This window comes from Psychrobacter sp. K31L (assembly GCF_017942195.1).
Taxonomy (GTDB): Bacteria; Pseudomonadota; Gammaproteobacteria; order Pseudomonadales; family Moraxellaceae; genus Psychrobacter; species Psychrobacter glaciei.
In genome coordinates this window covers 473,591-496,677 of sequence record NZ_JAGKSC010000002.1, presented here as the reverse complement: position 1 = coordinate 496,677, position 23,087 = coordinate 473,591, and the positions used below count along the sequence as shown (strand labels likewise).

19 protein-coding genes are annotated in these 23,087 nt (G+C 43.8%); 8 read left to right on the top strand and 11 right to left on the bottom strand.

Annotated elements, in window-relative coordinates:
• The first annotated feature begins 400 nt into the window (after positions 1-400).
• Entirely contained in the window at positions 401-1,156 is a 756-nt protein-coding gene (locus tag J5X94_RS05250) for a TSUP family transporter (protein ID WP_189585651.1), read from the top strand.
• Positions 1,157-1,634: 478 nt separating this feature from the next.
• Here J5X94_RS05250 and J5X94_RS05245 read toward each other — a convergent pair whose 3' ends face one another.
• The 3 genes from J5X94_RS05245 to radC form a co-directional block, all read right to left on the bottom strand.
• Positions 1,635-3,011: a dicarboxylate/amino acid:cation symporter gene (locus tag J5X94_RS05245; protein WP_189585648.1), complete on the bottom strand. Its 1,377-nt coding sequence runs from the start codon at positions 3,009-3,011 to the stop codon at positions 1,635-1,637.
• 465 nt (positions 3,012-3,476) lie between these two features.
• Positions 3,477-6,374 carry an acyl-CoA dehydrogenase gene (locus tag J5X94_RS05240; protein WP_210540485.1) on the bottom strand — a complete coding sequence of 966 codons (2,898 nt, stop codon included), beginning with the start codon at positions 6,372-6,374 and terminating at the stop codon, positions 3,477-3,479.
• 538 nt (positions 6,375-6,912) lie between these two features.
• Entirely contained in the window at positions 6,913-7,596 is a 684-nt protein-coding gene (gene radC / locus J5X94_RS05235) for a RadC family protein (protein WP_201591979.1), read from the bottom strand.
• A 128-nt stretch (positions 7,597-7,724) separates the two neighbouring features.
• Between radC and coaBC the strand changes: the two genes are divergently transcribed.
• Complete coding sequence (coaBC, locus tag J5X94_RS05230; RefSeq protein ID WP_210540484.1) at positions 7,725-9,131, top strand: bifunctional phosphopantothenoylcysteine decarboxylase/phosphopantothenate--cysteine ligase CoaBC; 1,407 nt, start codon at positions 7,725-7,727, stop codon at positions 9,129-9,131.
• A 39-nt stretch (positions 9,132-9,170) separates the two neighbouring features.
• Positions 9,171-9,953 carry a sulfite exporter TauE/SafE family protein gene (locus J5X94_RS05225; protein ID WP_210540483.1) on the top strand — a complete coding sequence of 261 codons (783 nt, stop codon included), beginning with the start codon at positions 9,171-9,173 and terminating at the stop codon, positions 9,951-9,953.
• Positions 9,954-10,001: 48 nt separating this feature from the next.
• Here the strand turns inward: J5X94_RS05225 and J5X94_RS05220 are convergent, their stop codons facing one another.
• The 3 genes from J5X94_RS05220 to J5X94_RS05210 all read right to left on the bottom strand — a co-directional run bounded on the left by J5X94_RS05220 (position 10,002) and on the right by J5X94_RS05210 (position 12,994).
• Positions 10,002-10,919 (bottom strand): histone deacetylase, encoded by a 918-nt coding sequence (locus J5X94_RS05220; RefSeq protein ID WP_210540482.1) that lies wholly within the window; start codon positions 10,917-10,919, stop codon positions 10,002-10,004.
• A gap of 118 nt (positions 10,920-11,037) precedes the next feature.
• Positions 11,038-11,892, bottom strand: coding sequence for a YbjN domain-containing protein (locus J5X94_RS05215; RefSeq protein WP_210540481.1), 855 nt, complete (start codon positions 11,890-11,892; stop codon positions 11,038-11,040).
• Between the two features lie 64 nt (positions 11,893-11,956).
• On the bottom strand, positions 11,957-12,994 hold the full coding sequence (locus J5X94_RS05210) for a hypothetical protein (RefSeq protein WP_228293163.1): 1,038 nt from the start codon (positions 12,992-12,994) through the stop codon (positions 11,957-11,959).
• A gap of 133 nt (positions 12,995-13,127) precedes the next feature.
• Between J5X94_RS05210 and ccmA the strand changes: the two genes are divergently transcribed.
• From ccmA to ccmE, 5 genes are all read left to right on the top strand, one after another.
• Complete coding sequence (ccmA, locus tag J5X94_RS05205; protein WP_210540479.1) at positions 13,128-13,757, top strand: heme ABC exporter ATP-binding protein CcmA; 630 nt, start codon at positions 13,128-13,130, stop codon at positions 13,755-13,757.
• Positions 13,758-13,902: 145 nt separating this feature from the next.
• The gene (locus tag J5X94_RS05200) at positions 13,903-14,559 is read left to right on the top strand and encodes a heme exporter protein CcmB (RefSeq protein WP_416346166.1); all 657 of its coding nucleotides are present in this window, start codon (positions 13,903-13,905) and stop codon (positions 14,557-14,559) included.
• A gap of 218 nt (positions 14,560-14,777) precedes the next feature.
• Positions 14,778-15,566, top strand: coding sequence for a heme ABC transporter permease CcmC (ccmC, locus tag J5X94_RS05195; protein WP_210540477.1), 789 nt, complete (start codon positions 14,778-14,780; stop codon positions 15,564-15,566).
• A 44-nt stretch (positions 15,567-15,610) separates the two neighbouring features.
• Positions 15,611-15,832, top strand: coding sequence for a heme exporter protein CcmD (gene ccmD, locus J5X94_RS05190; RefSeq protein WP_210540476.1), 222 nt, complete (start codon positions 15,611-15,613; stop codon positions 15,830-15,832).
• Positions 15,833-16,074: 242 nt separating this feature from the next.
• A complete protein-coding gene (gene ccmE / locus J5X94_RS05185; protein WP_210540475.1) occupies positions 16,075-16,575 on the top strand; it encodes a cytochrome c maturation protein CcmE in 501 nt (166 codons plus the stop codon).
• 100 nt (positions 16,576-16,675) lie between these two features.
• Here the strand turns inward: ccmE and J5X94_RS05180 are convergent, their stop codons facing one another.
• The 5 genes from J5X94_RS05180 to J5X94_RS05160 all read right to left on the bottom strand — a co-directional run bounded on the left by J5X94_RS05180 (position 16,676) and on the right by J5X94_RS05160 (position 22,977).
• Entirely contained in the window at positions 16,676-17,524 is an 849-nt protein-coding gene (locus J5X94_RS05180; RefSeq protein WP_010201635.1) for an aldo/keto reductase, read from the bottom strand.
• Positions 17,525-17,882: 358 nt separating this feature from the next.
• The gene (locus tag J5X94_RS05175; RefSeq protein WP_210540474.1) at positions 17,883-18,842 is read right to left on the bottom strand and encodes a MetQ/NlpA family ABC transporter substrate-binding protein; all 960 of its coding nucleotides are present in this window, start codon (positions 18,840-18,842) and stop codon (positions 17,883-17,885) included.
• Positions 18,843-19,011: 169 nt separating this feature from the next.
• Positions 19,012-19,668: a methionine ABC transporter permease gene (locus J5X94_RS05170; protein ID WP_373299678.1), complete on the bottom strand. Its 657-nt coding sequence runs from the start codon at positions 19,666-19,668 to the stop codon at positions 19,012-19,014.
• A 49-nt stretch (positions 19,669-19,717) separates the two neighbouring features.
• Positions 19,718-20,488 (bottom strand): methionine ABC transporter ATP-binding protein, encoded by a 771-nt coding sequence (locus J5X94_RS05165; RefSeq protein WP_210540473.1) that lies wholly within the window; start codon positions 20,486-20,488, stop codon positions 19,718-19,720.
• A 281-nt stretch (positions 20,489-20,769) separates the two neighbouring features.
• Complete coding sequence (locus J5X94_RS05160; protein WP_210540472.1) at positions 20,770-22,977, bottom strand: sensor histidine kinase; 2,208 nt, start codon at positions 22,975-22,977, stop codon at positions 20,770-20,772.
• Between the last annotated feature and the right edge of the window lie 110 nt (positions 22,978-23,087).

The window sequence follows — 23,087 nt, the reverse complement described above, 5'->3', positions numbered from 1 at the left end:
CATAATCTCATTCATATACACAACAAAATCTGTAAAACTGAAACCATAAACCTATCTTACCCTATCAATAAGAGCGAAATGCCAGCGCTATGGCGAGAGGCAAAGCAGGAATAAATCATAAAATCTGTCATTGATAAAAATATTATTCTTAAATATTTCAATAACCTGTTAGACAAATCTAGCAGACTTCAGCTCGTTTTTGGCTTTTTTTAGTCTTTTATCTCTATAATGAGCGGCATTACGCAGTGTTCTGTCACAGCTTTGATACATATCAGCAGTACTATTGGCTAGCTACTAGCAAAGTTGGTAGCAACACTTATAGTGATCATTTATTCTCAGTTCTTAAAGCCAGCTCTTAGGGCTTCTTCATTTTTCATCATAAAGTTTACAGGTCGGTGTTATGGACTTATCATTCTCTCTAGAGATTATTTTAATGCTGACAGCCGTGGCAGCGCTGGCAGGTTTTATTGACGCTATCGCAGGTGGTGGTGGCTTATTGACCATACCAGCCATGCTACTGGCCAATATTCCCCCAGTGCTAACGCTGGGCACTAACAAGCTGCAAGCCGCTTCAGGTGCGTTAGCAGCGTCCATTACGATGATTAGAAAAGGGGTCGTCAAGCCACAACGCATCAAGGTGGCCATTATTGCTGCTTTTATCGGTTCAGTTATCGGTACGATCGCCGTACAGATGTCACCACCTGATTTGCTCGAAAAGCTGATTCCGTTTTTAATCGCAGCGATTGGTCTCTATACGCTATTTGCACCCAGACTTGGTGAAGTAGAAGCCGCACCGCGTATCTCAGAAGGCAAGTGGCAAAAAGTCGTGGCACCTTTAATTGGTTTTTATGATGGTTATATCGGCCCAGGAACTGGCATGTTCTTTGCGCTTGGTAATGTGGCTTTGCGCGGTCGTCAGATCATTGAAGCGACAGGCGCGGCAAAGGTCTTGAACTTATCGACCAATATTGGCTCGCTGATTTTCTTTATTTTGGGCGGTAATGTATTGTGGAAAGTTGGGCTAGCAATGATGGTTGGGCAAACGATAGGTGCGTATTTTGGCTCGCACATGGTGGTTAAAGGCGGTAGTAAGCTGATTCGTCCGATGATTGTATTGGTGTGTTTTGCCATGTTAACTAAATACGTTTTTGGTTAAATAACAATAGGGTCTGTTGAACATTCAAATATTAGGACTGCTGATCGCTAAAATCGCATCAAACGTTTTATCAAATCAGGCGTAAACCGACGATAATGTCGAGACCTTAGCTAGGTTTACAACAACGTTTGGGGTGATTTTAGCATCAGCCTTTCAGGGCAGGGCTATTTTTTGCCAATACATGGCGAAATTGTCTAACCTAGAATGACTAGGCGTCAAAAATTTCACTGCGTATTGTCTAAAAAATAGCCACTGCCAGTGCCACATTTGAATGTTCAACAGACCCTAATAAGTAATCTTATATGTCTCAAAAAAACCTCAGCCGATTTGGCTGAGGTTTTTTATTTTATGAATGTCTATTTATAGTCGATTCAATTTAAAAGTAGTACAAGGCAACCGAGTGTAGATGTATATGTGATACTTCAAGCGAGGTTAACGCTGTAATACTTTTATAGTGGAATGACTATAGCAGTGTTGATTAGCGACGACGATCTACATCATCATACTCACTACCCATGATGCCATCACTAAAGACTTCAGAGAATTCACGCTCGTTGTCTTCATCAATATGACCGTCAAATACGTCTTTCGCGCCAGCGTCAGGATCGTTATAAATAGCCAGATCCATTTTGCCTTCTGATTTTGCTACGATGGCAGTTACTGCCGCATCACCACCAACGTTGACAGCAGTACGTAACATATCGAGGATACGATCCACACCTAAGATTAAGCCAATACCTTCGATTGGTAAGCCAACTTGAGCAAATACCATAGAGAGCATGATCAGACCAACACCCGGTACACCAGCAGTACCAACAGACGCCAGTACTGACATCAAGATAACGGTTAAGTATTCGGTCACGCCCAAATCAATACCATAAATATTGGCAATGAAGATGGTTGCTGTACCTTGCATGATAGCTGTACCATCCATGTTAATGGTGGCACCAAAAGGAACGGTAAACGAAGCAACAGAGTTATTCACACCCATACGCTTGGTAACGGTACGCAAGGTAATAGGAATCGTCGCGTTTGAGCTTGACGTACTAAAAGCAAAGATTTGAACTTCGCGCATTTTTGCCAAAAAGGTCTTGATAGACAAGCCTGAAGCAAGCTTAAGTACAATCATCATGGTGATAAAGAAATGGAAGGCCAATGAACCGACCAATACCGCAACATAACCAAGTAATGACCAAATTAAATCTAAGCCAAGGTCAGCCATTGCCTTGGTCAATAGGGCAAAGACACCATATGGTGCAAGGTTCATAATGATAGTCACCATCTTTAAAATGACTTCATTAATTAATTCTAAGCTCTGTACCAAACCTTTCGCAGGCTTACCAACCATCAGAATACTGACACCGATGAGAATCGCAAAGAAAATAATCGATAACATATCGCCATTTGCCATCGCGCTGATGGGGTTGGATGGGATGATGTTTGAGAAAACATCAAGCAATGGCGGCGCTGATGCTGCTTCAAAAGTGGCGTCAGTGCCAATGTTCATGCCCTTGCCGATACCAAATAGCGAGCCAAGTCCAATCGCCGTCGCAATAGCAAGCGCGGTGGTGAACATATAAATCATAAAGGTTTTGGTACCGATACGACCAAGCAGACGAATATCACCAATACCGCACACACCACAAATCAATGAGATAAGTACTAGCGGTACGACCAACATTTTGAGTGAGTTAACAAATAGCTTGCCAATAATAGCGAGGAAGCCGTTTGTAATATACGTATTAACAAAACCGCCTTCAGCGTTTAGTCCTGAATAGTTTATAAACAAACCCAGTATGATACCGAGCGCCATGGCAACCATGATCTTGCCTGTCAGTCCCATATTTTTCCACATAACCTCTATCCTTTTATATGCAACGCTCAGTAGTCAGTACGGCAATAAATCAATATATCTATGATTGTTGTCTCAACGTCTGATGGTGTTACGTCTATATGTTTTTGTGTATTACTTGGTGTCAGTTTTTTTGACAATATAAAATAATTGTTAAGGGTACTGCAAGATTTTTTTATCATTTAAATATCGTGACATTAGCGATTTTTTCCGTTTCACTTATTTTATTATCACAATAAAGACCTTAAATGCGAGTAAAGTACATGTTAAATAGTAAATATAGACGGCAATTTTTTTGGCAAAAAAAGCGAGACCGCCTATTTTAGACGGTCTCGCTTTTTCTTATTTATCTGATTGATTTAAATAACTTTTTGACAGTAAGGGTTTCGTATGATTAAAAGATTAAAGCGATATCTATCATAAATAGACGCCTGTCAGTGATTGCCTGTACCTTTAAACCTTACACCTTTAGACCTTGTCGCTTTCATCGCGACGGAGGCCATCTTGCCATTTGCTGTCCTTGACTACCTCAGGTTGAGTATTGGTTGAAGTAGACTCTGAATCGTTAGATACTTCAAAGTCTGTTTTATTCAGACCATGATTATAGCTCATACGCTGGTTAAGCGTTGATTCGGCATCACGATAACGAGGGTCAAGTGCTTCTGCTTCTGGATCAGATGCCTCAAAATGCGTTTGCCCGCGAACTTCTTCGACGGTACTTTGCTCGTCCACCATTTTTACATCGCCATCGCTCTCATAGCCGTGATCAGGGTTGGCATCACCGGTTTGATCTTGAGGATCTGTGGCTACCATCGAGCTGCTAGACGCTGTGCCATTTTTTGCTTGGGCCTCATTTTTTAGCTGCGCATAATCAGTCAGCTTGTGCACGGCGTTTTCTAAGCTATGTGGGTTTTCACGCTCTTGCGCTTTCAATAGATGTCCGTCGAACACATCTGTTAATAATGAATCAAACCGTAGCCCATTATATTGAATCAGTTTTTCAGCTTCTTCTTCAGTGATATCACCATTTTGGCTAGCATAGACCACATGATCTTCGAAGGTTAAGCCTTCAAAGCTGTCTTTATGCTCTGCTTTTTTGAATTTCTGCCACAAAGGTTCAATGTCAAGTAAGGTTTGATACGCATGCTCCATGCGACCGCTGACATCATCAGGCAAGGTATTATAATAGACCATGGTCTTGAGATAATCACGGAACGGGTTGGCTTCATGGTCATCCATAAAGACATCGCCCAGTTTGGTTTTTAGCTCATCGCTTGCTGGAGTAAAGATACGACCACTCGGGAAAGTCACGAAGCTCACGACACCCGCCGCCATACGATTTGGGAAGTTGGCAAAGAAAGAAACAAAGGCTTCTTGAATGGTATAGAGGCTGTTTTGTAGCGCGACCTCGGCATGTAAGCGCTCGGCTTCTGATTTGCTGCCGTGCTCATAAAACTGCAAAATAGCGGTCGCAATGAACAAGTGACCATGAATATCTGCCAAACGACCAGAGAGCATCTCTTTGCGCTTCAAATCACCAGCTAACAATCCTAAAGCCATGTCAGCTGTCAAGGCAAAGCTGGCACTTAGACGGTTGATATGTTTGTAATAAGGGCGGGTAAAGTCATCGGCAAAGCTTGGCGCATCGCTACTGCCACCAATATAACCAGCGATAAAAGCTTTTGCCCCGCGGTTAAAGGTATAACCCAAATGTTTAAAGAATAACGTATCGAACTCTTTGGTCGCAGATTCTTTGTCTTCACTTTGCAAGAGTTGTAATTCGTCAAATAAATACGGATGACAACGCATCGCCCCTTGACCAAAGATCATCAAAGAACGCGTTAAGATGTTGGCACCTTCAACAGTGATAGAAACGGGAATCGCTTGGTATGGCGTCGCCAAAAAGTTACGTGGCCCCATTTGTACAGCGCGTCCGCCCACGACGTCCATACCATCGTTAACAACGCTACGCATGGTTTCTGTCGCATAGTATTTTGCCATTGCCGTCATAACCGATGGCGTGCCACCTTGATTCAATCCGCATGTAACGAGATGTCGGAACGCTTCTAACATATAAGTATTACTTGCCATACGGCTAGTGGCGTCTTGTACACCTTCAAATTTACCTACTGATATCTTGAACTGCTCACGAACTTTGGCAAACGCACCAACCGACAGATACGTCATTTCACTTGCTGAAGTGGATAAGGCTGGTAGAGAGATACCGCGACCCACACCCAGACATTCCATCAGCATGCGCCAACCGCGCCCAGCGTTTTCAACACCACCGATGATATAATCTAGTGGGATAAAGACGTCTGTGCCATCGACCGTACCATTCATAAATGGTGAGCCGATTGGGTTATGACGTGGCCCTGTGATGACCCCTTCGTGGCTAGCAGGAACCAACGCACACGTAATGCCGTAATCGGTTTTGTTAGGGTCACCAAGCAGACCTTCGGGATCGTGCATTTTAAATGCCAATCCAACCACAGTAGCGATAGGGGCAAGGGTAATCCAGCGCTTAGAAAAGTTCATACGCAGACCAAGCATTTGCTCGCCTTCGTGAGTCCCGTAACACACCACACCCGTATCAGGAATAGCGCCAGCATCCGAACCGGCCTCAGGACCAGTCAGACCAAAGCATGGCACTTCTTCGCCTTTTGCTAAACCGGGTAGCCAGCGTTGTTTTTGCGCGTCCGTCCCATAATGCATGAGCAGCTCACCAGGGCCGAGTGAGTTTGGCACCATACAGGTCACGGCTGCGGTGGGTGAGCGCGAGGCAATTTTACTCATTACCCGACTTTGGGCATACGAGCTAAACTCAAGACCACCAAATTCTTTAGGAATGATCAGACCCAAAAAGCCATTACTCTTGATAAATTGCCACGCTTCGGGCGACAGGTCTTTATCTTCGTGCTGAATTTTCCATTCATCAAGCATGGCACACAGAATTTCTACTTCATTGTCTATAAAGCTTTGTTCTTCTTCTGACAGTTTTGGATATGGGTAATTGGCAAAAGTGTCCCAGTTCGGCGCACCCATAAACAGCTCTTTTTCCCACCAGCTCGTACCCGCATCGAGAGCTTCACGTTCAGTATCACTCATGCTTGGCATTGCGCCAGCGAGTATCTTATAAACAGGCTTGGTAATCAATGACTGACGGATAGGCGCGACAAGCAGCACCAAACACAATAGCAATATCGGTATGCCTAAAATAAGTGACCATGGACTGATGATGGCGGTCACGACCACGGTAATAATGGCGACGATACTACCAGTGACGCGCGATAGAGACAGCAAAAAGATGGCCAAAACTGTGGCTAACTGTATGATTACTGCCAAAATAAATAAGCCAACTGCCATGACTGTCTCCTTGGTAAAACCTAACTGGAAAATGAGGTAAAGCTCAGAAAGAGATTATATTAAGAAAGCATCTTATTTAAAATAATGGGTTTTAAATCAATTAACTTTGAATCTAAAACCTTTTAAAATAAACAATGTCATTATTTTTATAGCAATCATATTAAAAATCTATTGGTGAACAAACTTATAGACGTCTATCACAACGTCATTCTGACTCAAAGAATCGTTCTTGAGTCAAAAAATGCGATAAAACTAGGATTGCTGACCATTAGAAATATACATTTAATGCTCTACAAAAACTAATGAATCAAAATATAAATAACTGAGCGAAAGTTAGCTACTAATATGAAATAGTTATCGATAACTATCAATAGCGAAAGTGCTATTCTGTGTCGAGGATATGTATCATATTCTAGATATACCGTCAATAAGTCAGCGTTATAATTGATTCAAGACAACTGCGTGTCCATTATCAAAGTATTATGGCGTTAACTCGCTTGAAGTATGGTGTATAAGTCTTTACTCGAATATTTTTCGACTAACCGAAAGGCGCTAAGCAGCTTTCGGCATAAGATAATGTCTGATTGCGTCCAACGATGATGTGGTCAATCAAGGACAAGTCTATTAAATCGCAGGCTTTCTTTAGCTCATAGGTCAATAGATTGTCTGCCGTTGAAGGGGTCGCATCGGTATGCGGATGGTTGTGCGCGACGATGAGTTGACTGGCAGCATGGCTCAACGCATGACGGAGTACGTGTTTGATACAGACGGAACAGGACGAGATACCGCCAGTAAACAGTATTTCAAAGTTTAGCAGGTTTAGCGCATTGTCTAAGCAAAGAACGGCAAAGACTTCACGGTGCTCACCGCGCAATTGGGTGCTTATATAGTCCTTGACGACTTGTGAGCGTCCCAGTGCTTGACCTGTCTTTAGCTTACTGTCTAAATAACGCGTACCCATCTCAAGCGACGCCAATATCTGTGCGTACTTGGCAGGGCCGATACCATGACAAGCAAGCACAGTCTGTGGCGGCGCTGCTAAGAGTTCGGCAAGACTACCAAACTGATCGATCAGATGACGTGCCAGCTCAATTGCCGACTGCGACTGCGTGCCAGTCCGTAAAAATATCGCCAATATCTCAGCATCTGTTAAGTGAGCGGCGCCAAATTTCAGCAGTTTTTCTCGTGGTCTATCATCTTCATGCCAGTCCTTAATCGCCATTGTCACTCCTTAATGAGGGTTGGATGCTAGATATATGATATAAATGCGGAAAACGTTACCCAACTTATCTCATAATTGTTACTATAAGCGCAATTTTATCTTTCAATTTTTTTACTGATGCCACGCTTATGTCGAATGTTATCCTTGCTATCACCGGCGGTATCGCCGCTTATAAATCTGCTATATTTGCCCGTCTGCTAATCAAGGCAGGCTTTGATGTGCGTGTCATTATGACCACAGGTGCGCAGGCTTTTATTACGCCATTGACCCTACAGGCATTGACCGGTAATGAGGTGCATATCTCCTTGTTAGATGAGCAGGCAGAGGCGGGGATGGGGCATATCGAGCTTGCTAAGTGGGCGGACTTAATCGTCATTGCGCCAGCATCTGCCAATACACTGGCTCGCCTCGCGATGGGCATGGCTGATGATTTGTTGGCGACCGTGTGCTTAGCAACGACGGCTCCCGTTATTATTGCTCCAGCGATGAACCAGCAAATGTGGGCGCATCCAGCAGTGAATCTGAACGTACAGACCCTGCGCGATATGAATTATCAAATTATCCAACCTGCTAGCGGTGAGCAGGCCTGCGGTGATGTGGGGGCAGGGCGTTTGCCTGAACCTGAGCAGCTATTGGCAGAAGTATTATTATTTAACGCGATGCAAACCACACCGCAATTATTGACAGGTAAAAGAGTAGTGATTACTGCTGGACCAACTGTCGAAGCGATTGATCCGGTACGCTATTTGTCTAATCACTCTACTGGCAAGATGGGCTTTGCATTAGCACGTGCGTGCGTGGCTGCTGGTGCAGACGTTATTTTGATTGCGGGTGGCAAAGTGGCACTGCCGACACCGCTGAATGTCACGCGCATTGATGTGTTGTCGGCTAAAGAGATGCTGATAGCAGCTCAGCAGTGCGTGGATGGTACGCACAGTGCGCTACAGTATGTGCCTGAAGATGAGCACGACCATTCTCACGATCATAGCCATCAACATGAACATCATGGCGAGTGTGATTGCGGCGATGATCATAGCCACAGTCATAATCACAGCCATGAGATTGATGATGAGCATTATTCTCATAGCGAGAATCAAAATGTAATGGCGGATATCTTTATTGCCACTGCGGCTGTCGCCGACTATCGTACTGAAGAAGCTGCCCCGCAAAAAATCAAAAAGACCCAAGATGCGATGACGCTGAGCTTGGTCAAAAACCCTGATATCTTAGCGACGATTTCGCTTGCGCATCCAGCATTGTTTATCGTTGGTTTTGCGGCAGAAACGCAAGATATCGAGCGCTATGCTCGCGGTAAGCTGGTGGCTAAAGATTTAGATTTGATCGCTTGCAATGATGTTTCACGAGCAGACATTGGTTTCGCCAGTGACAACAATGCCATGCAGGTATTTTTCTCAGAGCGTTATAAGCAAGCGGCAGTGACGTTGGAGAAGGCGAGCAAGGATAAGATTGCCGAGCAGTTGGCTGGCATCATTGGTGAGACAATATGGCAACGCCACAATGGTCACAGTGCCTAGTTATGTCACTCTTAATCCAAATATTAGGTCTTAATATTTATGGCTAATATAATGGATAGTGATAGCACCCAGACGTTGTTACTGATAGTAATCTTTGCGCTGGCATCGTTGCTACATGGTATTAGTGGGCTGGGTGTGACGTTGGTGACGACCACTGCGCTTGCTAGCATCTACCCGTTACCACATGCCATTGTGCTAGTTATCTTCCCCTCGTTATTGCTTAATGCCATGACTTGGCTCGCGGGTGGCGGGCGCACAATCTGGCAAAATTTCATCTATTACGGCAGGCGCTATTGGTTACTGGCGTTGACCAGCTTACTTGGTAGTATTCTAGGCGCGAAGCTCTTGCTATGGGTCGATAGCGCCTATATTTTATTGCTATTGGCAGCGGTTATTGGTTTTTACGTCATAAGCAGCTTGCTTGGTAAGCAACTCCGGCTACCTGCTACCAAGCCTGTATTAATCATCGTTGGCTTTAGTGCAGGTGTGATTGGTGGCTCGACCAATGCCATGTCGACCATATTGATGATGTATCTACTGTCTGCCAGCGATGATAAGAACACCATCGCCAAAGTCGGCAATATGTGCTATTTCTTAGGTAAGATCGCCCAAATCATTGTATTGCGTGAGCCTATTATGGCGCTCAGCAGTGGTGAATGGCAGCTGATTACTTTGCTCAGTGTTTTATCTATTGCCGCGCTTTTAGTTGGTATCCGCTTACGTCGTTATTTACCACAAGCACGCTTTCGTCAGCTTATTTTATTGATACTTACAGTGCTTGGTATTCGTATCGGCTGGCAGGGGATTACGGCATTTTTATAAAATAGCTCGCGAGGCAGCTGTCTGTTTAAATGCTATTTTATGCGCGTGTTATTCTGTTATTTCATCAAAAAATATCTGTTGCGCCAAACGAAACGTATTGCAGTGCGCTTCAACCACATCTTCAATATCTTCTGAATAGCCGCCACCCATGACGATAGCGATAGGAATTTTAGCGGCTTTTGCTTGGCGTAACACATATTCATCACGCGCCTTACAACCTTCTATCGTCAGCCCAAGTTTTCCTAACTTATCGGTCGCCAGTACATCGACAGCAGACTGATAAAAGATCATATCTGGTGCAACGTCGCTGATTAAGCGCGGTAGCGTGTCCTCTAATATCTGTAAATACTCCGCATCGCCAGTATCATTGTCTAGCTCAATATCCAAATCTGATACTTGCTTTCGAAATGGATAATTCTTGGCGCCATGCATGCTAAACACAAAAACCCGTGGCTCATTCGTCATGATACTGGCATTGCCGTTGCCTTGATGCACATCCAAATCGACCACCAAAATCTTTTGCACCTGTCCACGATTTAATAATAAATTACTCGCGATACAAACATCATTAAACACGCAAAAGCCCTCGCCATGATCGGCAAATGCATGGTGCGTACCGCCGGCAACATTCATCGCCACGCCATATTGCTGAGCATAAAGTGCACATTCGTAAGTCGCATGGGCAATATGACGACCACGATCGACTAAAGCTTCAGTCATCTCAAAGCCGATAGGGCGTGCTTCCTTGCGCGGTAAGGTTTGGGTTTTAAGCTTATACCAATAGTCCATAGTATGAGTGGTCAAAATCTCCTCTTCGCTTAATCGCGCAGGCGCAAAAAAATTAACCGTACTGATAGTGCCTTCAGCCAACAGCCGCTCAGGAATCATGGTGTATTTTTGCATGGGAAAACGGTGCTTTTCAGGCACGGCATATCTAAAAATATCAGAGTAAGCAATTTTGAGCATAGCGTTAAAGGATGTCTTTGTTGAGAGGGGTTTTAAGGATAGATAGGTTTAAGCGCTTTGAAAGTAAGGTATTGGTGAGAAATTGTAAAAACCGCCAATATCTATTGTGATCAGTTGATTACTGAACAAACTGCGTTGGCAAAAAGAAGGTTTTAGAATCTGATTGTTGACGCAGCTCTATTAGTAAAGTCTGCATGTCTTCAGCAGGATCTTGGTTATTGAGCAAATCACTAAACAGCTCATTCGCCACAGTGGTCATTGCAATAACGCTTTGTAGTAAATGCTCGATGATTTCGTCATTAATACCGACGGTTTCGACATCGACAGCGTGCTTATAGCGTATCTCGCCATCGTTGATATCCATTTCTAGGTTACCAATCAGCATGTCGTAATTGATCTGAGTAATCAGTAGCATCGCGGCACTTTGATGACTTTCTGGTATTAAAAATGGCAAAATTCCATAGACTGCCAGTAGCTTGGTTTTTTCTTGTACACGGAACAAATAACCGCAGTTCAGTTGTTTATGACGCATTCTCAGCGACAAATGATGCGTTGTTTGGTTGTCACTGCTTTTATCGCCACTGGTTTGGGGTCGATAGTGAGTATAGTGCCATTGCTTATCATTAAAGTACTGTTTTAGGCAGTCGACAATACCTGTGTCATGACCCTCATGTTGCCCTGCGTTTAAATGAGCTTTGGCCTGCAGGTACTCGCTGTGGTCATTATTGTTATGGTGAGGCTTGTTGTCACGCTGACCGGAAAAACTGCCAGTAGAGTCAGCCGTATTTGCCTCATCGCTATTACGAGTATTGGCGCTAGAGATTCCGGCCTGCATCAGATCAAGATCAATGTCATCGTCAGCCGCTGATGACTGCGTCGACAAGTTTGCGCCATCGACAACAGACTGCGGTGCTGAGGCAGTCAGTAACCGTTTGAGTTTTTGCCACAAGCTGAGTTTGTTACGTTGACTCATAAGTATTGTGCTGACAAGTAAATGGATGATATTAAAAACTGACCACTAAGTAAAAAACAGTCAGTTACTGATTGTTAAACATCAAACCCTCTTTGATAGAGGGCTGTGCATAAAATGATTGCAACATCTCACGTATATGCGCTGTGAACCACTCGCTTTCAATGGCATCATGTACCACAGGCAATAGAGCGGTACTCAATTGCGTCATCGCTTGCTCATCTATATATAAACTCGCGGCTACCGTTGCCATGCTATCGCCTTGATGGTTGGCATACCACGTATCGATGCTGGCTGACACGAGGCTGTGCAGATAAGGCGACATGCGCAGGCGGTTGTAGCTCTGTTGGATGCTGGCTTCGATATGCTCGATACTACTATTACCAGGCTCATCACTTAAATAATTTTGTAGTTGGCTGATCGGCTGATCTTTGATTCTTGCCCAACCGCTTACTAGTAACCGAGCGACTTCGTCATTTGATAAATGCTCTTGGGCATTGGCTTCTGCACGACGTGCTAAGTCTTTAATATTACGATGCAAATACGTCTGTAGTTTTTCATCAAGATTTCTATTGGTCGCCTTTTCAAAAGAGCTGCGGCCAAACTTCATCAGTTTGCCAGCAGCGCCCGCTTTATCCAGCGTGGTTTCCATAAAGTCGTTGATCGCGTGATAGAGCGTTTGCGTCAGCAAATCTGCAAAAGTCTCGTTGCCGACCAGCGTATGAATCAAGATATTACGCTGCTGCTCATGGCTACCCACATAATTGGCTAGGGTCTGCACTTGAGTGTCATCCACCAGCTCAGACAACGGGACATTGTCATTGACTGGATGATAAATAATCGTATGCAAGATATCGCGAATATCTTTACGTATCACATCCGTCATCGGTTGGTTCAGTAGCCAGTCGTTGATCAGATGTTGCAAATCATCGGCGCTGACATATTTATTCAATGGCTGGGCAGCAAACCACTGCCAAGCCTCTATGCTTAGCGGTTCTGCTTGCGTGCGTAACCATTGCTGCATAAAGGCAACTTGTGCGTCGACTAAGCTATCTATTGTTAGCGCTTGCGTATCTAAATTTTGGCTATCTTTTGAAGTCTGCATAGGTTTTGAGGTCATAGTTATCGACAATTTGTTATACTGTGTGGTTGGGGTAAGCATAAAGTATTATGCCACGAACATGATATTTGTTGGTGATGAATATTGACTGCTGCTTGATAAATAATAAGAGGTTTGAATGACAGCTCTGAATACCGCCTTACTTACGCTTGATGAGCTGACCGTTCAGCGCGGTGAAGTCCCCTTATGTGAAGGCGTTGCGCTCGATTTACCTGCGGGCAGTATTTGTCATCTGATTGGTGCTAATGGTACGGGCAAAACGACGCTACTGATGCAGCTGGCTGGATTATTACCAGTGTTGGAAGGTCAAGTTTATTATCAAGGATTGGCAAGTTTGCCTGTTCAGCCTTTGTATGTGTCGCATCAGTTGGGCATACATCCCAATCTAACGGTCGCGCAAAATCTGACTTTTTTGCTGAATTTATACGGCATTAGCCCAAGTGTTGCTGATATTGATGACGCCCTTGCTTGGGTCGGACTGCAAGGCTTTGAGACGATTAGCTCAAGCCATTTATCTGCTGGACAAACTCGCCGTATCACCCTTGCGCGACTTTACTTGTTGACCCCTGAAGTGACACCGTTATGGCTACTTGATGAGCCTTTTACTGCTCTTGATGTCGATATGGTGGCGCGGATGGAAGACAGATTACGCGAATTTGCCAATGCTGGCGGCGTTATATTAATGACCAGTCATCAGGCAGTCGGCGTGGCCAATCAAGTGCTCGATTTGTCCGATTATATGGTTTGAATGCTGTTAGCATAAGTGTGATAAGTAGTATAAGTGTGCCAAGCATCCGTAGAAGAGCGAATAAATGATAGAAACAGACAATCCAGTACAAGTAGCGAATAAAAGCTCAAACGTTAGCGTATCACCTGCGCGCGGTATCAGCTTTATGCAGCTATGGCGGCGCGAGTGGCACGTGAAGCAGCAAGGGGCGGTACAGTGGTTGTACCCTTTGGTGCTGTTCTTAGTGATTATTACTTTATTCCCACTAGCGGTTGGTAGTGAGCCTGCGCTATTGCAGCGCCTTGGCGTGTCGGCGGTGTGGATTGCCGCTCTGTTGTCACTGGTGATGGGTGTCGACGGCTTGTTTAAGCCTGCCCTTGATAATGGTACGCTAGCGCAATTGGTTGTCGCAAAAGCGTCGCTGCCGTTATGGGTGTTGATTCGTTTGGTGATTCACTGGATTTTTAGTAGTGGTATTGTGGCGGCATTGAGTTTGCTTGCCGTGCCATTGTTTCAGCTTAGCTGGTTTGAGGCGTGGATATTGATGGCTTCTATTGTGACGGGCAGTCCGATGCTATTGATGTTATCAGCGGTTGCCAGTAGTTTGACGCTATCATTGAAAAATGGCGCGGTGCTAGTGCCTTTGATTGCTTTGCCGATGCAGTTACCGGTATTGATTTTTGCCACCGGAGCAGTTGATTTATTTGCCACTGGTCTTAATGGCTTACCGATACTGGCATTATTATTGGCAGGGAGTATTATTTCAGTATTAATCATGCCATGGGTGATTGCGATGACCTTAAAAATGTCATGGCTCAATTAAACTGTAGACTTTCTTTACTATCAAAACCCAGTCATTTAAACCCAATGTATTAACAGCATGTTGAAAACTGGCAACTTTGCTATAATAGCCAGCTAACTAAGCAAACAATCACTTGTAGATTCTATCCAGTGTTTAACGCCAGCAGGTTGACAGATAGTCGCGCCCATGATGCGCTATATCAGTTCCAACCAATACGCTGTGCCAATAGGTTTATTCCCATGCCCAACCTGAATAACGTCTCATCTCCTAGCCTGTGGCAGCGCATCTGGCAGGGCTTTTTGACCACTGTGGGTACCAAGCAGTTTTTTCGTATTTTTTCGCCTTGGGTCAAGTGGCTGGCAATATTAGCTAGTATTTGCCTATTGATCGGTAGTGTCTGGGGTCTCGCTTTTGCGCCGCCTGATTATCTGCAAGGCAATAGCTATCGCATTATCTTTATTCACGTGCCTGCTGCCAGTATTGCCATTTCTATTTATTTTGCCTTAGCAGTGCTCGGGGTTATTTATTTAGTCTGGAAAATCAAGACCGCTAGTCTAGTGGCGCAGGCGCTTGCTCCGCTGGGATTCTTGCTCTGTGTGGTTAGCTTAATCACGGGCTCTATTTGGGCGAAACCGACGTGGGGTACTTACTGGGTTTGGGATGCACGTTTGACCTCTATGCTCATTTTGGCATTTTTGTATGCGGGTGTGATGGCGTTATTTGCAGCGTTTGAGCATACGGCCAATCGTGGTAAAGCCGCCGCTATTTTGTCTATTGTTGGCGCAGTAAACCTGCCTATTATTAAGTATTCGGTACAGTGGTGGAACACCTTACATCAAGGCTCGACCTTTACCTTAACTGCTGCACCAAAAATGTCAGCGGATATGTGGATGCCATTATTACTAATGATTATTGGTAGTTATTTATTGGTCGCGACGTTAGCGATTTATCGTACCAACACGCTGATTTTGTATCGTGATCAAGGCAAAGCGTGGGTCAAAGAATATATCCGCGGACAAGCCAAATGACTGCAATGATTGTCGCCAAAACAAATAACGGCTAGGAAAATATTATGCAGCCTTACTTTTATAGCGTATCTGAGTTTCTCGCCATGGGTAAGCATGGTGTTTTTGTTTGGTCATGCTGGGCCATTACCGTTGGCGTGATGCTGGCTTTTATCATTTATAGTCGCAGGCAGCGACAGGCCCTTATCAAGCAGCTGACCATTCAGCAGGCTCGACAAGCACAGCGTACGGCTAAAACCCCTAATCCTAAAACCAAGCAACCGATGTAAAAATTATTTTAATATCATCGCTTTAGCTCAAAAAATTATGATTTTTCAATTGTAAAGATATGACCTCGTCAGTTGCTAAGGGCTTATTGATTTATGCGAAAAATGCTACCATATAGCCATTAGAAGAGTACGATTAGAAAGACATTTTTAGAACGTTTTTCTAATGGTAGTTTCTTTAATATTTTCTGTTTTATAGGCTGTCTATATTCTACAAAACAGCGACTCATCAATGAGGTAGTGGTATGAACGCAGTTCGTCGCAAAAAACTGATGTGGGTTATGTTTACGTTGGCAGGGGCGGCAATCGCCGTCGTATTGGTGATTTATGCCATTGGACAACAAACCGACTATTATTTCGATGCCACAGCCATTGCGCAAGGTGAAGCACCCCAAGATAAGCGTATACGGGCGGGCGGCATGGTAGTTGCGGGTAGTGTCCGACGCGCAGAAGACAATCCATTGAATGTTGAATTTGCCATTACTGATTTTCAATCGACCGTACCTGTGACTTATCAAGGTATTTTGCCAGATTTATTTGCTGAAAACTCAGGCGTCGTCGCCACGGGTAAAATGCAAGGCGATACCTTTGTGGCAGGGGAGGTATTGGCTAAGCATGATGAAAAATATATGCCGCCAGAAGTGGCCAAATCAATGAAAGAAAACAACCGTAGCGGTGCAGTGCCTTCTTCTGAGCAATACAATCCTGCTGAAAAGATACATGAGACGGACACTTTACAGCAGTAATTTTCTAGTCAATCCAATAGTAAAAAGAGCCGCTAATAATGTATTAGCGGCTCTTTTTTTACACGAATTTTGGTACTAACAGATCTTTATTATCTAGACCTTAATCATCCCATACAGGGCTGTAATCAGGATGCTCAATTTTACGACCATCGCTACTGGCAAGTTTGCCAATCTTCTCTAACTCATCTGCACTCAACTGCACCTTCATTGCATCCAAGTTACCTTGCAAATGGTCAGGGTTAGACGTCTTCGGAATGGCAACACGGTGCTTGTCTGATAGAATCCAAGCCAATGATATTTGTGCTGGCGTGACGTTATGCTTATCAGCGATTTCTTTAATAACCTCATTATCGAACACATCACCGCGTGCAAGTGGCGAATAAGCTTCCAATAAAATATGGTGATTGTTTAAAAAAGTCTGTAAAGTATTTTGCTTAATAAAAGGGTGAAACTCAACTTGGTTGACCACGATTGGTACATCCGCATATTTCTTGGCTTCAATAATGTTAGCAATATTAAAGTTAGAGACCCCGATATGACGCGTCAAACCTTGTTTCTGTAGTTCGCACAAGGCAGGAATGGTTTCAGATAAAGGGACACGGTCATCCGGCCAATGCAAGAGCAATAGATCGACATAATCTGTACCCAAATCTTCTAAAGAGCGTTTAGCGGCTGCGACCAATTTCTCAGGCTCGAACTTCATATCATCAGGGAAAATCTTTGTCGTCAAAAAGAATTTGTCACGAGCGATACCTGATTGCTTAATACCTTCGCCCACTTCTTTCTCATTACCATAAGCTTGGGCGGTATCGATATGCTCATAGCCCATTTTAAGACCTTGGCTGACAACATCAATACAATCTTGACCGGTTGACTGCCAAGTACCAAGACCTAATACCGGAATGTTTGCTTGTCCAGCAGTACGAATATTATAATTTTTTGAACTCATATTATTATCCTTATGTGCAAGTTTTCATATTAATTAGTTGATGACTTTATTCAGTTCATTAGCATTCGGTTCATAGGCTCAGACTCTATTTCTAAAAATGATCATATAGAGAGCCAGAACCGATTCAACTGCACTTACTATAAGGAAAAGAAGGGCAGTACGATAGAGTAGGTGACGCTTTCCTACAAAGGGCAAACAGGCTGTAACGTCATTTTTAGTAACTGGTAACCACTAGAGACAGGTTTAAAAGAGTAATAATCACAAAGTTGAGGCCATAAAAAACGCCCATTACTATTCAGCAATGGGCGTTCGTCATTAGCATGATACCTATATGTTCAGGTATTTTTTGATCTAAAAATTATTGAGCAGCAGCTTCTACTGGTGCAGATTCTGTCGCGGTATCTGTGTTTGCACCGTGATCAGCGCCCCAGATTTTTGGGTACTTATAACCAGGGAAAGTATCATGAGCATACTTTTTAAAGGCTTCAGAATTATAAGCATTGGTTACGTCTTCAACCCATTTTTTACCAGTATCCGCTGATTTAATCGCTGACCAGTTGACGTAAGCAAAGCTAGGCTCTTGGAACAAGGCTTCAGTCAGTTTGATACCAGCGTCAGTAGCATAGTTACCATTGATAACTGCAAAGTCAACTTCATCACGCGCGCGTGGTAGTTGGGCAGCTTCTAGTTCAATGATTTCGATGTCGTATTTGCTGTTGTCAGCGATATCAGCTTTTGACGCAGTCAATGGATCGATGTCGTCTTTTAGCTTAATCCAGCCAAGATCATTCATCATGACCAAAGCACGAGCAAAGTTACTTGGATCGTTTGGTGCAGAAACACTCATACCTTTAAAAGCAGCATCAAGGCTGGTCTTTTTACCTGAATAGATGCCAAGTGGTGCTGTTGGCACTTGGAATACTTCAACTAGGTCAAGGTTGTTTTCTTTTTTGAAGGTATCAAGGTAAGGCTTATGCTGGAAAATATTGATATCCAAATCACCTTCAGCCAACGCAAGGTTAGGACGGACATAGTCAGTAAAAGCAATCAACTCAACTTCATAACCTTGAGCTTCAAGCGTGCTTTTTACTTGGTTACGAACCATATCAGCAAAGTCGCCTTCAGTGGTACCGATAATGATTTTGGTATGGTCAGGATCGATATCGCTAGCGGCAGTCTCTGCAGTTGACCCTTCGGTAACTGGCTCTTTGGTCGCTTCTGGTGCTGATGAATTGCTGCAACCGACTAAGACCAAGCCTGATACACCAACAGCGGCAAATGCGGTCGCTAACTGACGGCTGATATCTGTTAATTTCATAATATGTCCTTTAATGAATGGGATTGAGTAAAACGTTTATCGTCTGAAAATTAAAAAAGCAACATTATCAATAGTAATGCTGCTTTTTGGTATAAGCGCTGAGATAAGGGTTGAGTATGGCCAAAAATAAACCTAGTCGCTCGTGATGTCAAGTATTCTCTAAAGCGGTTTAACGTTTATCTAAACGATTGGCGAGCCAATTGCCAGAGGCTTGGATTGAGATAACCATGATTGATAATACAATCACGATAAAAATCATCACTTCAGTTTGATAGCGATAATAGCCATAACGAATGGCCAAATCACCCAAACCGCCACCACCGATCATACCAGCCGCCGCTGAATAAGACAGCAGACTGATACAGAGGATGGTCACTGATAGCACCAATCCTGAGCGCGCTTCGTTTAGTAAAACTTTTATGATAGTAAAAGGTCGTGCACCCATAGACTCGGTTGCTTCAATAATACCGCGTGGCACTTCACGTAAGTTTTGCTCGACCAGACGGGCAAAGTAGAACGAACCTGCAATCGCGAGTACTAGCGATGCGGCGATGGGTCCAATACCTGTGCCGACGATGGCTTTAGTAAATGGGCTCATGGCAATCATCAAAATCACAAACGGGAAAGCGCGCATAAAATTGGTGATGCCGCCAAGTACCCCGTAGAGGGTTTTGTTTTGCAAAAACTGTCGATCACTGGACAAAAATAAGAATATGCCAAACAGTCCGCCAATGACAATGGCGACTGTTGTAGAAATACCAAGCATAACAAAGGTATCGATAAAGGCACTTATAATTTCTTTGCGCAGCACCAACAGTTTATCGATTGAAGCAGATAATTCAGTACCAGTTAACATATGTGTTTCTCCTGCCTCATTAGTCTTCGTGCACTAAGCCTTTGCCAATCGGAGTAGTGGCCTGAATAAGACCATCGCGAATATCTGCCACTTCAAGTAATTGTCCTTGGTGTAGTAGTGCTGCACGATGACAGAGCCTACGAATGACGCTCATCTCATGAGTCACAATGACAATGGTGACGCCAAGTTGTTCGTTGATATCACGTAGACAGGTCAGTAGACTGCGCGTCGTCGCAGGATCAAGCGCACTGGTCGGCTCATCGGCCAATAATACTTTGGGGCTGGGCGCAATCGCGCGGGCAATACCAACACGCTGTTTTTGTCCACCCGATAGCTGCGCAGGATAGTGGCCAGCACGATCGATCAAATCAACAATCTCAAGACATTCCATCACTCGTTTGTGAACATTGCGACTGGGATAACCAGCAACGGTCAAATTAAATGCTACGTTATCAAAGACGGTACGATTGGACATCAGATTAAATTGCTGAAAAATCATACCAATGTTGTGACGGGCAATACGCAAATCACTGGCAGACAAGGTGGTCAAATCAGTACCATCTATCACTACTTGACCAGAATCTGGACGTTCAAGTAAGTTAATCAAACGCAAAAGGGTAGATTTCCCTGCGCCTGAGTAGCCCATCAGACCAAAAATTTCACCTTGCTGAACAGACAATGAAGTCGGTTCGACAGCGGTAAACCAATGCGGCTTACCGTCTTTATCTTTGATTGATCGGTCGCTTAAAAAACTTTTGGTCACATCGTTTAAGACAATCATGTCACTCATGGAGGGCTCAAAATTTAATAGGTTTATGATGGTTATAGAATAATTGGGCTGCAACTTACTAATGACAGCGTCAAAGTGGATGGTCGCTACCATTAACAATGCAATAAGGGGCGGTAATATAGCATATTATGTAATGTTTTGGATATGCACATCCGTGAACGGCTTATGACTAATGGTTATTAGTTATAAGCTATCTGGAAAATTTAAGTTGCTGTATGAGAAGGAGGTTATGACCAGCAGGGTAAAGGATGTTCTGCCAGTTGCTAGTGATGATTATCGTGCTAGTGGTTATTGTCGTGATAGTTATAATGTGGATCTTGCTTTACGGGTATAACGACCAAAAATCTGGTGTGACCATTGATAGTATCAGTCACGATACGCCCTTGGTGAGCAGTGACGATTTGCGATACCAAGGATAAGCCCAAACCTGAGCCTTTGTTCTTTTGCTGCAAGCGCACGAATGGGCTAAAGACTTCTTCGCGTTTGTCTTCAGGAATACCTTCGCCTTCATCAATGACCGCCAAGACCACGTATTTTGGTAGCGGGCGTATTGGTTCGGCTTTGGCTTTTTTCATGTGTTTAGTGAATAAATTTTCTTTACGTGCTGTGGTCGGCGTCTCGCTCTCGCTTTGAGCATTGTCTTTAATATCATCTTTGCTAACAGTTTCATCGGTCGTTAATTTATTAGTTTTCCGAGATTGAATATTATCATTTAATAGCGCATCAGTGGATTTACTGGTCGCTTGGTTATTAATAATTGCTTCGTTATTACTACTGATTTCTACAGATTTTTTACTGTCAGGAACGGCTTTCCACATGACTTTTTTGATTTTCTCAGTCAGTTCCGTGGTAAAACTCTGGTAGTTGGCGATTAGGGACGATTCTGAATTAACGTTGACCGCATTGTCATTGATTATAGTATTTCTAGCAGCATTTTCTTCAACATCGGCACAATTGCTAGCGTCTGTTGCTGAGGTGCCAGTTTCTAGCCCAGTCATGTCAGTTATTTTAGTGTTGTCAGTGATGACGTCAGTTACATCCACATTTGAACTGTCATCATCAGCATCGTTATTATCAAGCACAATGCTCTCACCATTTCGATAAATCGGCGGTGCTGGTAGTGTGATTAGCGCGGCTACTTTTTCTGATTTGTCTTTGTCATTATTGGTTGTAGGAGACCCATTAGAAATTTCGTTAAGTTGTGCCGACGTTTGCTGTGTTAAGTTATCAGAGGCTTGTGATTCATCATAATGGTCAAAATCTGAACTGTTATAATCAGCAAAGCTACTACACACCACTGTTTGCAGCAAATAATCTGGAATGATATCGGCTTCATCAACAGTCTGAATGCCATAGATCAAGACGGTAACCGGTGGCTTACCATGTAGCATGGCATTGGTTAAGAGGTTGCGAATGAGATGGGTCAACATCGGTGCCTGACCATCAATGACGATATGTTCACCTATCAAAGTGGCTTCAGGATAATGCTGACGCTCTTGATTCACTAAGTCATACAAATCTAAATGCTCGACTTGCTGCATGACATGACCAGCATCTAAGCGACTCACCAATAAGATGCTTTCAACCAAATCATTAAGCCCCGACAAATCTCGGTTGATCGCTTGCGCACGTTTATCGAATTTTGCTTTGGTATCTGTTGGCATCGCATTTGCCAGCATATCCATCATCTCGATTTGTAGGCGGATACGGGTAATCGGCGTACGCAGCTCGTGAGAGGCATGCGCCAACAGCAGATTGTTGGCATTAATAAGGTGCTCAATTTTTTGCGCCGCTTGGTTAAAGCCGCGTGCTAACGAAGCAATTTCATCGTTACCACGTGCATTGACTCTTACCGTAAAATCACCATCACCCAATTGGGTCATTTGCTGGCTCATCTGATTGATACGCCACGTCATAGTGCGAGCAATCAACCATAGAACGCCTGCCATAATTAATAGCAGCAATAGGGTACCAGTAAATAAATTTAAGGCAGCGGACAGCACGGGTTTTTTTGGCGGCAAGCGTGATTCGTACAGCAACGTATAACCAGTGCTGCTATACACTTGAGCCTGTTTGGTAGGGGAGGTGTCTGAAAGGGATGGAAAAACTTGTGAAAATAAAGAGGGAGTGGGCGGTAGCACTAACGGCAAGTCACTATTGTCAGTCTGCATAAGCAAACGACCTTCGTTGTCGTATAACCCCATCTTTGCTTGTAAGGATTCATCAAAGATATCAAAGCTTTTTTTGACTACAGCCAGCATAAAGCGTGACTGTAAACGGTTGTCCTTACTAATGGAGATATTCAGCTCATGCAAAAAAGGATCAATTTGACCCAAAATCTGTGTAGCCAATACTTCTGAGCGGATACCCGCATCTTTGTCATGCACCAGCTGTGTCAATAGCACCATGGCGACTGCAAATAAGGTAAGTGCCAGCATCACGCTGGCAAATAACTTGGCAAATACGGAGCGAAAACCCAGTTGCTGCATTAAACCATCTCTATTGTCAGATGCTCGTATCAATTCATATCACGCCATTCGTCTGATTTAATCCAAACTATGGCAACAGGCTCGATTAATTGTATATCGAGCCATTTAAG

Excerpts from the sequence above, each read along its gene's own strand:
- J5X94_RS05250 (WP_189585651.1), top strand. The coding sequence starts at position 401 with ATGGACTTATCATTCTCTCTAGAGATTATTTTAATGCTGACAGCCGTG.
- J5X94_RS05245 (WP_189585648.1), bottom strand. The coding sequence starts at position 3,011 with ATGTGGAAAAATATGGGACTGACAGGCAAGATCATGGTTGCCATGGCG.
- J5X94_RS05240 (WP_210540485.1), bottom strand. The coding sequence starts at position 6,374 with ATGGCAGTTGGCTTATTTATTTTGGCAGTAATCATACAGTTAGCCACA.
- radC (WP_201591979.1), bottom strand. The coding sequence starts at position 7,596 with ATGGCGATTAAGGACTGGCATGAAGATGATAGACCACGAGAAAAACTG.
- coaBC (WP_210540484.1), top strand. The coding sequence starts at position 7,725 with ATGTCGAATGTTATCCTTGCTATCACCGGCGGTATCGCCGCTTATAAA.
- J5X94_RS05225 (WP_210540483.1), top strand. The coding sequence starts at position 9,171 with ATGGCTAATATAATGGATAGTGATAGCACCCAGACGTTGTTACTGATA.
- J5X94_RS05220 (WP_210540482.1), bottom strand. The coding sequence starts at position 10,919 with ATGCTCAAAATTGCTTACTCTGATATTTTTAGATATGCCGTGCCTGAA.
- J5X94_RS05215 (WP_210540481.1), bottom strand. The coding sequence starts at position 11,892 with ATGAGTCAACGTAACAAACTCAGCTTGTGGCAAAAACTCAAACGGTTA.
- J5X94_RS05210 (WP_228293163.1), bottom strand. The coding sequence starts at position 12,994 with ATGCAGACTTCAAAAGATAGCCAAAATTTAGATACGCAAGCGCTAACA.
- ccmA (WP_210540479.1), top strand. The coding sequence starts at position 13,128 with ATGACAGCTCTGAATACCGCCTTACTTACGCTTGATGAGCTGACCGTT.
- J5X94_RS05200 (WP_416346166.1), top strand. The coding sequence starts at position 13,903 with ATGCAGCTATGGCGGCGCGAGTGGCACGTGAAGCAGCAAGGGGCGGTA.
- ccmC (WP_210540477.1), top strand. The coding sequence starts at position 14,778 with ATGCCCAACCTGAATAACGTCTCATCTCCTAGCCTGTGGCAGCGCATC.
- ccmD (WP_210540476.1), top strand. The coding sequence starts at position 15,611 with ATGCAGCCTTACTTTTATAGCGTATCTGAGTTTCTCGCCATGGGTAAG.
- ccmE (WP_210540475.1), top strand. The coding sequence starts at position 16,075 with ATGAACGCAGTTCGTCGCAAAAAACTGATGTGGGTTATGTTTACGTTG.
- J5X94_RS05180 (WP_010201635.1), bottom strand. The coding sequence starts at position 17,524 with ATGAGTTCAAAAAATTATAATATTCGTACTGCTGGACAAGCAAACATT.
- J5X94_RS05175 (WP_210540474.1), bottom strand. The coding sequence starts at position 18,842 with ATGAAATTAACAGATATCAGCCGTCAGTTAGCGACCGCATTTGCCGCT.
- J5X94_RS05165 (WP_210540473.1), bottom strand. The coding sequence starts at position 20,488 with ATGAGTGACATGATTGTCTTAAACGATGTGACCAAAAGTTTTTTAAGC.
- J5X94_RS05160 (WP_210540472.1), bottom strand. The coding sequence starts at position 22,977 with ATGCAGCAACTGGGTTTTCGCTCCGTATTTGCCAAGTTATTTGCCAGC.